The sequence below is a fragment of the Flavobacterium sp. AJR genome (assembly GCF_002156885.1).
Taxonomy (GTDB): Bacteria; Bacteroidota; Bacteroidia; order Flavobacteriales; family Flavobacteriaceae; genus Flavobacterium.
The window spans coordinates 1-11,692 of record NZ_NCWQ01000106.1 but is presented as its reverse complement, the minus strand read 5'-3'; the positions used below and the strand labels follow the sequence as shown (position 1 = coordinate 11,692).

The following is an 11,692-nucleotide window of genomic DNA, read 5'->3' as shown; positions in this document are numbered from 1 at the left end:
AATTAATTACAACAAAACAGGCTGAAGTCTAAATTTAGACGAAAAATACTACTCCGTTTTTCCAGATTCATCAATGCATTTATATCTTATTCTGGAGATCAGTTTAAGAAAAACCTATTTCTTTAATTAATTTCTAAATGTCATAAAGTTTCAAAAATAGTACGCATTTAAAAAATCAGAATTTAAAACAAACCTAAAAAAGCCAAAACATTCAATTAGAACAAACTAACCAAAATTAAGTTTTACAGGATTTAAGTTTTTCAAAACAAAACAAGAGGAAGATTTTTTTTTAGCATTAAGGATAAGCTTACTAAATCTGAGATTTTATCTAAAATAGCCCTAGGCTGTAAATAACTTACCAAAATAATAGAAATAAAAACCTGTTTTTAGCATATTTAAATAGTTTTATGCAAAATTAAATTTTAATTTTAACCCTTTAAAATAGGTTTCACTTTATACCACACTATGGCAATTAACTTACAGAAAGGGCAAAAAATAAATATTGGCTTATTAAATATAACAATTGGTTTAGGTTGGGATCCAAATGAAGGCACAGGAAGCAATTTTGATCTAGACGCTTCAGCAATTATGATTAATTCTGAAAGAAAACTTTTAGATGAAGATTATTTTGTTTTCTACAACAATCTCAAATCTCCCGACGGATCTCTAGAACATTCAGGAGATGATCCCGACGGAAAAAGTAGTGATGGCGATGATGATGAAGCTATAAAAATTGACTTGACAAAAGTCGACCCAAGGGTAAAAGAAATTTTATTTGTGGTTACAATTGAGGATTACGAGAGAAGAAAACAAAACTTCGGTCAAGTTAGAAACTCATACATAAGAATCGTTGACAATTCGACTCGTGAAGAAATTGCAAAATATGAGTTAGACGAAGACTTTTCGATAGAAACAGGAATAGAATTTGGAAGGCTTTATAAAAGAAATGAACAATGGAGGTTTGAAGCTTCGGGAATAGGATACAGAGCCGATTTAGGTTACTTTTTAGAAAAATATTATTCTGGCGAAATCATTAAATAATTTCTAAACCTAAACAGATACATTCATTTCATTAATAATTACAAAAAACAAACTGTTTTACTATTCAAAGAAACTCGATTGAAGTTGTTTGAAACATTAAAATAAATTTGTTTTAATTAAAATCACAAGCTTGAAAATAAATTACGAAAATCACAGTCACCTTTCTTTTGATTTATGGCTAACCCTAATAAAATCAAATCCCGAATTTAAAAGCAAAAGAAATTTATTATTCAAAGATTTTTTCGATGTAGATGCTACAATCGAGAAGGTTAATGATGTTGTGCGCTATTACGATGTTTTATGCAATAATATAAATGAAAGAACCGGGTTAAATATTGATACTTACGAGATATATTACCTAATTCTTAGTGCGCTAAATGTCAATATAAATGATATCGACACCACTAAATTAAAATCATTTTATAACGAGACAGAGTTGTTATTTTTAAAATACAAACCTGAACTTCTTTATGCTAATATCCCGCAACTTTTTAAAGAGATTACTCAACAAGATAAAACCATTAACTTATTAAGTAATACAGCATTCATTAAAGGAAATACATTAAGAAAGATACTTTCTCATTATGAATTAGAATCTTACTTTAAATTTCAGATTTACTCAGATGAAGTGGGACTTTCAAAACCTAATAACGAAATTTTTCAATTGGTATTTAACCAAGCAAATGAAATTAAACCGATAACCAAAAAAGAAATACTGCATATAGGAGACAATATTATCGCCGATTACAACGGAGCCATTAATTTTGGATTTGATGCACATCTATTAAAATTATAAAAGTGAATAGAAACTATAGTTTACATAAAATTCTTGAGAAAGATAATTGTCCGTTTCAGGAAAAAGAATACAGTCGATTTAAGTTTGGAGATAAATTTTATGCAGAGAAATTTGCAAAAGAATTGTTTGATGGCTTTGTAGATCAATATCATGATTTAATTTTATCAAATCAGGAAATTGTCATTCTGCCAAGTCCATTTTTATCGATTCCTACTGCTTCTAACTTTTTATGTTATTATTTTAAGAAACAACTGAACAGTTTCCTATTTAAAAACAACAAGAAAGCATCTATTGAATCTAAAATATTCAGAAATCAAACCTACGTTACCGATTATGGAAATTTAGATTTTGAAGAAAGAGTAAAATTAATATCAAATGATACTTATTATATCGACAGAAACTTTATTGATGGAAAACTTTGTATTTTCGTAGATGACATTAAGATAACTGGAAGTCATGAACATACGGTGAATAAAATACTAAATCAATATAATGTAAATGGAGATTTTATATTTGTGTATTTTGCTGAATTAATAAACAAAGAGATACATCCAAACATAGAGAACCATTATAATTATTATTCGGTTAAGAATGTCGAGGATATCGCGAATATTATAAACAGCGATCATTTTCAGTACAACACTCGTATAGTGAAGTTTATATTAAGTCTCAGTGAAGATGAGTTTGCCTATTTAGTAAATAATATATCTACTGAAAAAAGCAACGATTTATTTCATCTTGCGATAAGTAATAATTATCATCAGATTATAGAATACAAGAACAATATTAACGTAATAAAAATAGATTAAACTATGGCTATCAATTTACAAAAAGGGCAAAGAGAAAACATAAATGCCCCAAAATTCACAATTGGTTTAGGATGGGATACAAACAACAGTTCAACAGGATCTGGATTTGATCTTGATGCTTCTGTGTTTATATTGGGTGAGAACAAAAAAATAATTTCTGACTCACATTTTATCTTTTATAACAATTTAAAATCACCAGACGAGGCTGTAATACATACAGGAGATAACCTAACTGGAGATGGAGATGGAGATGATGAGCAAATAAAAATAGACTTAACTAAAATTGATGCTTCTGTAAAAGAAGTTTGCATTGTAGTTACGATTCACGATGCTATAACAAGAAAACAAAATTTTGGACAAGTTCGTAATTCTTTCATCCGAATTGTAGATGATAGCAATAATACCGAATTGCTGAAATACGAATTAGAAGAGGACTTCTCTATAGAAACAGCTGTTGAATTTGGAAGAATATACAATAAAGACGGACAATGGAAATTTGAAGCTATTGGCGCAGGAATGAAAGGCGGATTAGAAGATTACTTAAATAAATATAACTAAGATTATGGCAATTAATTTAGAAAAAGGACAACGTATCAATCTTGAAAAAAGTAACGGTACAAAATTACAAAACATTTGTGTAGGAGTAAATTGGGGTGCAATCGAAAAAAAGGGACTTTTCGGAACAAAGAAAGAACCTGTTGATCTAGATGCAAGTTGCGCAGTTTACGATGACAAAAAAAATCATATTGACTCAGTTAATTTCAGAAAATTACAATCAAACGACCAAGCTATCAAACATAGTGGTGATGATTTAACTGGAGATATTAATGGTGATGACGGATTAGATAATGAAGTTATTACTCTGGATTTTTCTAGATTATCTCCTTCTGCAAATCACGTTGCATTTTTCATCAACAGTTTTAGAGGTCAGGATTTTAAAGATATTCCATTTGCATCTATCCGTATCTACGAAGGAACACCAACAAAAGTTAGCCAGGAATTTGCTCGTTACGACGTTGCAAACGATGCTTCTTTCTCTGGTAATGTATCTATGGTTCTTGGTGTTTTTTACAAAAGAAACGATGAGTGGAAATTTAGTGCGATTGGAGCTCCAACAAAAGACAAAAAACTAGAAGAAACAATTCTTACTATTCAACAAAATCATTTATAAAATAAGATGATAGATAATCAATTAGTTACACAGGAAAATCTTGCGTTAATTGACAAAGATGGAAATGTAAACTTGGCTACAATTACCGAAGCTGAAGTAAATAGTTACAAATCGATTTCAAATCAGTTAAATGAAAACGACGCCAATTCTATCTTGAATTATGGTGCCGAAATTCAAAACTCTATCGCCAAACAAAGTGATACTTTCTTAACCAACGTTAGAACATATAACTCTGGTGAAGTAGGTACTTTGATAAACGATTTATTGACAGAATTAAATTATGTAGATATTGATCAATTAGATCAAGGTCCGTTTAAAAGATTTCTTTCAAAAATTCCAGTTCTTAATAAATTAGTTACTGATGTAAAAAAATTATTTCAGCAATACGATAAAATTACTGTAAACATTGACAAAATCAGTAATAAAGTAAAAGCTGGAATGATCAATTCGGTAAAAGACAATAGTGCTCTTCAAACTATGTTTGATGGTAATGTTGGACTTATCAAAGAAATGGAAAAACACGTTATTGCAGGACAAATTCGTTTTAAAGAACTAAACGAAGAACTTGCAGTAATGGAAGCTAATACAGCACAATATCAAGATTATCAGATTTCTGACAAAAGAAATTTCATCAATCGTCTGGATAAGCGTTTAGCCGACATGAAAATTGTTCGTTTTATTATGTTGCAATCTCTTGCGCAAATACGTGTGGTTCAAAACAACAACACCTCTATTGCCGAAAAAGCGCAATCTATCTTAACGACAACAATGCCAGTCTGGAAAAACCAGCTTACATTAGCCGTTGCTTTACAAAGACAAAAACAGAATATCGAGATTCAGCGTAAAGTATCTGAGACAACAAATACCATTTTACAAAAGAATGCCGAAATGCTAAAACAAAACAGCATAGAAGTTGCCAGAGAAAATGAAAATACAATTGTTTCTTTAGAGACATTGAAAATGACAACAAAATCTTTAATAGACACGTTGACAGAAGTAAAACAAATTCACGAACAAGGTACAGAAACCAGAAGACAACTTGACGCTGGTTTACAAAGTCTTGAAACTGAATTAAAAAAGGGTGTTATAAGCTAATTGAAAATAAGAAATCAATTAAATGCAAGAGGAAGAGGAACGGTTCGTTCAAATAATAAAAGATAGTAACAGAAGACTTGTGATTTTAGAATTGTTAGCCAATTTCTTTAATCACAAGGACCTTGTTAATACCTTGATCAAAACAAAAATAATCCACTCTCTTTTTCAAAACAACCGAACATTAGACATTAATAAATTAGAATTATTTCACATTCAGTTTACAAATAGTCTTATTGATTTGTTTCAAAAAATCAAGAAATCAAAAGAGCAACAGTATCTTTTAATTACTGATGAAATATATATTAATGATGACATTGTTTCTAAATTAAAAGTCGAAATCGGAGAAGCCAAATTTGCTAAGCAAACACAAGTGCATGCTCTAAATATGTCTAAAAAAATTGAACAGCTCTATCAATTATTTGCAACAGAAAAAGAAGATTTTTTTAACTGGAATGAGATTACGATTTTTTCAGATAGTGTTCAATCCGAATATTATCGAGAAATAAATACCGAACAATACGAGCAGCTCACACAAGCCAGCAATAGTTTGTACGAAAACTCGTTTGTTAAGTTCGAAAGAAAACTTTTAGGAAGATTAAACATTCTTAAATTTAAAATTAAATTCATATGCGGTCTCGTTTACAATAATGAAGTAGTCGAAGCTTATGAATTTAGAGATTCTAACGACAAATTTATTTTTATTGCAAAAGACAAATCGTTCTATTTTCTAGACCACGAAAGAGCAAAAGGAATTGATTTCTCAAAAAACAGCTCTTCAAAAGAGCAAATCGTAATGGAGTTAACAGCTAAAAATGCTGATTTAAAATTAGAGCTTAGTACAATAAAAACAATACTACCAGATACAGTTCAAGAAGTATTAAAAGAGTATCTGGACAAAATTTCATCTGTAGATTTTCTTGATGAGTTACAAAATGTAGATGAACAGACCAATATTTTAAAAACAATGTTAAATATTAATATTAATTAAGAACATAGAATGGCAATTAATTTAGAAAAAGGACAAAGACAAAGCATCGACGCTCCAAAGTTTACAGTAGGATTAGGATGGGATAGTAATTCTAGCAACACTGGAGAAAGTTTTGACTTAGATGCATCAATATTTTTAATTGGAGCAAATGGAAAAATTCCAAGCGACAATCATTTTGTTTATTACAATAATCTTAAATCACCAGATCAGGCAGTAATTCATACTGGAGATAATTTAACTGGTGCTGGCGACGGAGACGATGAAAAAATACAAGTAGATTTATCTAAAATAGCTCCTGAGGTTAACGAAATCTCATTTGTAGTTACGATACATCACGCAGATACAAGAAGACAAAATTTTGGACAAATACGTAATTCGTTTATCAGAATTTTAGATCAATCGAATGTAGAATTAGTTAAATACGAATTAGACGAAGATTTCTCTATAGAAACTGCCGTAGAATTTGGAAGAATTTACAAAAGAAACGAAGAGTGGAAATTTGAAGCCGTAGGAATCGGGATGAAAGGTGGTCTTCAGGATTATATAAACAAATACAATTAAAAGCACATGGCAATTAATTTAACCAAAGGACAAAAAATTGATTTAAGAAAATCAAGCGGAGAATCATTAACCAGCTTTTGTGTTGGTGTAAACTGGGGAGCGATAGAAACCAAAGGATTCTTAGGTTTATCAAAAAACGTAACAGATGTTGACCTTGATTTAAGCTGCATATTAATAGATGATCAAAATAAACTTTATGATCATTTATATTCTCCATTATACCGTCTTGAGGCTTTACAGCAATTTGGTTTATCCAAAGGTAAATTATTAAGCAACGATGGAGCATTAAAACATACTGGCGATGATCTTGCGGGTGATAAAGGTGGCGATGATGGTTTGGATAATGAAATCATAACCGTAGATTTGTCGAAAATTGACGCAAAAGTTACTCAGATATTTTTCTTTTTGAATAATGCCGGAAAAGAAGACTTTTCGCAAATACCATATGCCAAAATAAGAATGTATGAGGGAACACCAACAAAAGTAATTTCGGAATTTGCGTCCTATAACGTTTCTGCAGATAGACAATACATAAACAAACGTTCTATCATCATGGGGAAATTATATAAACGCGATAACGAATGGAGATTTAGCGCCATTGGTGACCCAACCGAAGATAGTTTCTTAGGACAAACAGCCCAAAGAATACTTCAATCATATTTATAAATAAAGAAACAAATAAATCTAAATAAATAATAAATTTCAACTTAATAAACAATAATGAACGAACATCCCATTTTCTCAGAACATCCTGGATTAATAGCAATATTTGCAATCGCAGTAGTTATAATGCTATTACTAGATTTAGGTATTTTCAACAAAAAAAGTCATGTCGTAACCAATAAAGAAGCTATTTCATGGTCATTAGTATGGATCAGTTTAGCAATGGGTTTTAGTGGTTTAGTATACTATTATGCAGGTTCAGCTAAATTTTACGAATTTCAATCGGCGTATTGGATCGAGAAAGCACTTTCTGTAGATAACCTATTTGTGTTTATCCTGGTATTCAAGTTTTTTGATGTACCAAATACCAACAAACACAAAGTCCTGTTTTGGGGTATTATAGGAGCATTAGTCCTTAGAGCTATATTTATATTCTCTGGAGCTTTTTTAATCGAATTAACCTATTTAAACAAGCTTTTAAGCCTAGTTGGTGTCGAAGGATTCAAATACGACATTAACCTTATCATGACAGCCTTTGGATTATTCCTAGTTTATGCAGGAATAAAATCATGGTCATCTGGAAATGAGGACGAAGACGAAGATTACAACAATACCAGAGGAGCAAGATTAATTAGAAAATTCTTTAGCGTAAGCGATAAGTATGATGGAGATAAATTCTTTACATACGAAAACGGAAAAAAACTAGCAACACCACTTTTAGTAGTTGTAGCCGTAATAGAATTTACAGATTTACTTTTTGCAGTAGATTCAATTCCTGCGATTTTTGCAATCTCTAATGATCCGTTTATTCTTTATACATCAAACATTTTTGCAATATTAGGACTAAGAGCATTATTCTTCTTACTTGATAATTTCATCCATTTGTTTAGCAAATTACAATATGGTTTAGCGATAATCCTTGCTTTTATTGGAGTAAAAATGATTATTTCACCATTCTACCACATCGAATCAATGTATTCGTTAATAGTTATTGCAGGTGTTTTAGTAATATCTGTAATATTATCGGTTATGTTTCCAGAACCAAAAGAAGCATAAAACCAATATATCTAAAAATAAAAAAGACCTCAATTGAGGTCTTTTTTTATGCGTTATAGTTTCTCTAATTAATTATCGTCGCTTTCTTTGTTTTACACAAACTCCTACCCTATTTTATAGAGAAATCAAATAATTCTTTAGGCTCAATATCTAAAGCATTCGCAATTTTTACGAGAGTTTTTACAGTAGTATTTATTTCGGCTCTTTCTATTCTGCCTATTTGATTTTGTGGAATATTGCAATAATCAGCTAATTCTTGCTGTGACAGACCTTTCTTTTCACGAAGTTCCCTAATGTGAATGCCAAGTTTTGTAATAAAAGTTTCTTCTGAAATATTCATATTCCAAAAGTCATAAGATTTATTTCTTTTTTTACACACATATATGTGTGAAAATTTATTACATTTGACAAAAAAATAAGACAATGACTACAGAAGGTTTTACAAAAGAAGTTGAAATCAGGCTAAAAGATTTTTTCAATGAAGTTATGGAACCCGAAGACATGGCAAAAACAATACGCCAAGTAAATCATCTGCTTGCTTTATGCTTAATGAGAGGATGCGAAACGGCAGCATCCGAAATAAAAAACATTGAAGATAATTTTTATTGGCTCAACAAATTAGCCGAAGCCTTAGATCCTTATTTAGATGCGGAGTGAAAAAAGGTTTGTTTTTTCGTCCAGTTTGTCATTTCGAAGAATGAGAAATCTTCGCTAGTAGCTCGATAATCAGGAAATAATTTGTGTTCGCTTTTCATAAACTCACAGTTTACACATAAAATAACCGCAAACTTGTCTTTCTGAGGAACGAAGACACAAGCGATAGCGAACTGGCGAAGCAATCTCCGCTAGTAACTCGACAATCAAGAAAAGCTTTGTGTTAGTTTCTTGTGGAGACCCTTCCTGCGTCAGGGTGACAAGATTGGGTAGAAACAAAAATTATTTACATACAAGTTTACACACAAAACAACCACAAACTTGTCAGGCTGAACGTCCCAAAACTTCGGGAGAAGCCCCGCAAGCAGCTCGACAATCAAAAACAATTTAACTTCTAAAGATTCTTTAGGAGCTATTTCCTGCTATCATTCCAATCTTTTTTATTGAGAAAAACAATAAAAAAGGATTTTCCCTTCTATCAGGGCTAGGAATATGACTTTGTGGGTAATTATTATCACCTAAAGGAAACAAGGGAGTAATCCGTCATTTGTATGTCCCTCTCTAATTCATTTTTTAGTACTTCTCCATTAATATCAGCAAAAATTAAAATTTCACTTCGCATCAGCTCTAGAATATCACTTTTACCTCTTATATTAAGTAGATTAATTAATAAGCGAGATTTAGATGTTTCATTATGATAGATTACAATAATTTTTTTTGTTACTGATTTTAAACTATTGATAAAATCAAAAACTTCATTTATATAATCTTCATCGGATTTATCTAAAGAATGTCCCCAAAAAAAGAATAGATAGTTTTCTTGTTTTTTTCTTTCATATTCTTTGATGAATATATAATCTGTATTATTGTTAAGTTTTTGGAAATACTTTGTAAAAGGAAGGAAGAATTTCTGATCAATATTTTCATCTAATGGAGTTTCGTTAATCCCTAATACAATTTGATTTTCTTTTGAATTAATTTTACCATGCAGGAAATTTGTAATATCTCCTTTTCCATAAATTTTCTCGAAAGTTGGCGTGTAATTGAAGGTATAATGCTTATCTATATTATTAAATTGGGTTTTATCTATTAGTACATTCAAATTCTGATACAAAGGAAAAACGAATACTTCGAAATAATAATTGAATATGACTTTAAATTCGATTAATTGTTGGTAAAGAGTTTTTGCAATCTTATCTAAATCCATATCAATAAAATGACCATATTTATTAATTAGAAAATCGGCATTTAGATTAATACGAGTACCATTAAAATCAATTATCTTAAACCTTTTTAAAACTTCAATTATTTCAATGTTGTTATTAAACAGAGTTTTTCTATAAGGAATATTTACATTAAGTATTGGTCCTTCAGAAAAAATGTTATCCATAAGATAGTTAATCGACGAAAATAAGATTTTTAAAACATATTCGATTTTAGTTTCGAAATCTATCCAAGTTTCAATTTCAAATTCTTCCTTAAAAAATTGAAACCATAAATTGTGTTCTAGTGTTATTTTTAAGTTATCAGTGATTGCACTATCAATTACAAAAGGTTTAAAGTTTTCCAGAATTTGAGAATAGTTACTACTATTTGAAAAAACTGATTCAAAACTATAATCGTCGTTTTCTTCAATAAACCTCAATATTTTAATAAAATCATTATATGATGTTGGCAAACCAATATTTAAATCAAATCCGTTACCTGTAATTAATATTTTTGGCATTATCTCTATTTTAGTTTTATAATGATTTAAAGATTTTTGATACTATATCTTATTATAATTTACGCATATTATTTCATAAGAACAACCCTAATTACAAGCTCGTTATATTTTACTAACCTTATAATGAAATAATTTTTTCGTATAATTCTTTTAATTCATACTCTTCTTTATCACGTATATCTAAATATACATAATTTCCCAAATTATTAGGAAGTTTTGATTCGTCAAGTAAAATTGGTAATATCTTTTTTCTTTCTTTAATAGCTAAAGAAATTATGGCCTTATAATATTTTGACTTATATATGTCTCTTGAAATTAAAATTAAAATTATATCTGATTTTTTAATTATCGACTTAATATCAGTTATTATTGGTTCCCCAACAGTTAGATATTCATCAAATGTATTAGTAGTTATTTTATTTTCAATTAAGAATTTTTTGATTAATTGAGCTTCTTTAGAATCAGAGTTCGTATAAGTGATTAATACTCTTTTAGATTTTTTATTTCTTAAAACATTACTAAAGAAAAATGCTAGTAAAGTTCCAAATATTGACCCCAACAGGCTTAAAGATATTTCATCAAAATCTATTTTAAAATCGGATTTATCTAACACTATAACGATTCCACTAATTGATAATATTAATGTTAATATAGATAATTTGAATAAATTGCTGTCTTTCATTATTTAAAATATTTAACAGTTAACAGTAACGCAACAATACCTATAAGTGTTGGTAGTCCCACTCCCCAAAATTTATGTAAAACAGGATTAGAACTACTTGTCAAGTCCCAACCTTTAATTCTAACTATAGTTGACAATGACCATAAACCAAACACAAAAGAAACAATTATCCATGGCAAAAGATCTAGTTTATTTTTAAGTTCAGCAATATTACTTCCATCATTTTTTGAAACTATATAAGCTGCACGCGATGCAAAAACGGTAATTAAAATTAATGAGGTTACGAGAAGATCGAACCCAACTGCAAAATCCTCTCTTTGAGGGGTCATATAATTATCTTTTCTACTTACTATTTTAATACCCATTGTAAGCAAAACAGATATTAATGGAACTACAAAATCACTAAAATAGGGATTTACTAAAATTTCATTCACTTTGTTTTTATTACGT

The 11,692-nt window shown here is 29.6% G+C and carries 15 protein-coding genes; 11 read left to right on the top strand and 4 right to left on the bottom strand.

Going from position 1 to position 11,692, the window contains the following annotated elements; all coding sequences use genetic code 11:
- The first annotated feature begins 465 nt into the window (after nucleotides 1–465).
- The 10 genes from B8T70_RS21010 (at nucleotide 466) to B8T70_RS20965 (ending at nucleotide 8,180) form a co-directional block, all read left to right on the top strand.
- Complete coding sequence (locus B8T70_RS21010) at nucleotides 466–1,041, top strand: TerD family protein (protein ID WP_039112546.1); 576 nt, start codon at nucleotides 466–468, stop codon at nucleotides 1,039–1,041.
- 130 nt (nucleotides 1,042–1,171) lie between these two features.
- Complete coding sequence (locus B8T70_RS21005) at nucleotides 1,172–1,837, top strand: HAD family hydrolase (protein WP_039116852.1); 666 nt, start codon at nucleotides 1,172–1,174, stop codon at nucleotides 1,835–1,837.
- A gap of 2 nt (nucleotides 1,838–1,839) precedes the next feature.
- Complete coding sequence (locus B8T70_RS21000; RefSeq protein WP_039112548.1) at nucleotides 1,840–2,646, top strand: phosphoribosyltransferase family protein; 807 nt, start codon at nucleotides 1,840–1,842, stop codon at nucleotides 2,644–2,646.
- Between the two features lie 3 nt (nucleotides 2,647–2,649).
- Nucleotides 2,650–3,204 (top strand): TerD family protein, encoded by a 555-nt coding sequence (locus tag B8T70_RS20995; RefSeq protein WP_039116851.1) that lies wholly within the window; start codon nucleotides 2,650–2,652, stop codon nucleotides 3,202–3,204.
- A gap of 4 nt (nucleotides 3,205–3,208) precedes the next feature.
- Nucleotides 3,209–3,817, top strand: coding sequence for a TerD family protein (locus tag B8T70_RS20990; RefSeq protein ID WP_039116850.1), 609 nt, complete (start codon nucleotides 3,209–3,211; stop codon nucleotides 3,815–3,817).
- A gap of 6 nt (nucleotides 3,818–3,823) precedes the next feature.
- A complete protein-coding gene (locus B8T70_RS20985; protein WP_086896115.1) occupies nucleotides 3,824–4,912 on the top strand; it encodes a toxic anion resistance protein in 1,089 nt (362 codons plus the stop codon).
- A 22-nt stretch (nucleotides 4,913–4,934) separates the two neighbouring features.
- On the top strand, nucleotides 4,935–5,900 hold the full coding sequence (locus B8T70_RS20980; protein ID WP_086896114.1) for a hypothetical protein: 966 nt from the start codon (nucleotides 4,935–4,937) through the stop codon (nucleotides 5,898–5,900).
- 9 nt (nucleotides 5,901–5,909) lie between these two features.
- The gene (locus B8T70_RS20975; RefSeq protein ID WP_086896113.1) at nucleotides 5,910–6,461 is read left to right on the top strand and encodes a TerD family protein; all 552 of its coding nucleotides are present in this window, start codon (nucleotides 5,910–5,912) and stop codon (nucleotides 6,459–6,461) included.
- Nucleotides 6,462–6,467: 6 nt separating this feature from the next.
- Nucleotides 6,468–7,127: a TerD family protein gene (locus B8T70_RS20970; protein WP_039112554.1), complete on the top strand. Its 660-nt coding sequence runs from the start codon at nucleotides 6,468–6,470 to the stop codon at nucleotides 7,125–7,127.
- Between the two features lie 54 nt (nucleotides 7,128–7,181).
- Nucleotides 7,182–8,180, top strand: a complete 999-nt coding sequence (locus tag B8T70_RS20965) for a TerC/Alx family metal homeostasis membrane protein (RefSeq protein ID WP_086896112.1) — start codon at nucleotides 7,182–7,184, stop codon at nucleotides 8,178–8,180.
- A gap of 109 nt (nucleotides 8,181–8,289) precedes the next feature.
- On the opposite strand, the gene B8T70_RS20960 is transcribed toward B8T70_RS20965, so the two are convergent.
- Nucleotides 8,290–8,520, bottom strand: coding sequence for a helix-turn-helix domain-containing protein (locus B8T70_RS20960; protein ID WP_086896111.1), 231 nt, complete (start codon nucleotides 8,518–8,520; stop codon nucleotides 8,290–8,292).
- A gap of 83 nt (nucleotides 8,521–8,603) precedes the next feature.
- Here B8T70_RS20960 and B8T70_RS20955 point away from each other — a divergent pair, with 83 nt between their 5' ends.
- The gene (locus B8T70_RS20955; protein WP_086896110.1) at nucleotides 8,604–8,837 is read left to right on the top strand and encodes a hypothetical protein; all 234 of its coding nucleotides are present in this window, start codon (nucleotides 8,604–8,606) and stop codon (nucleotides 8,835–8,837) included.
- Between the two features lie 511 nt (nucleotides 8,838–9,348).
- Here the strand turns inward: B8T70_RS20955 and B8T70_RS20950 are convergent.
- The 3 genes from B8T70_RS20950 to B8T70_RS20940 form a co-directional block, all read right to left on the bottom strand.
- On the bottom strand, nucleotides 9,349–10,560 hold the full coding sequence (locus tag B8T70_RS20950; RefSeq protein WP_086896109.1) for an AbiH family protein: 1,212 nt from the start codon (nucleotides 10,558–10,560) through the stop codon (nucleotides 9,349–9,351).
- A gap of 118 nt (nucleotides 10,561–10,678) precedes the next feature.
- Nucleotides 10,679–11,242 carry a toll/interleukin-1 receptor domain-containing protein gene (locus B8T70_RS20945; RefSeq protein WP_086896108.1) on the bottom strand — a complete coding sequence of 188 codons (564 nt, stop codon included), beginning with the start codon at nucleotides 11,240–11,242 and terminating at the stop codon, nucleotides 10,679–10,681.
- Nucleotides 11,242–11,692, bottom strand: a 451-nt coding sequence (locus B8T70_RS20940) for a hypothetical protein (RefSeq protein ID WP_207621551.1), incomplete at its 5' end; no start/stop codon positions are given. The genes B8T70_RS20945 and B8T70_RS20940, both read right to left, overlap by 1 nt.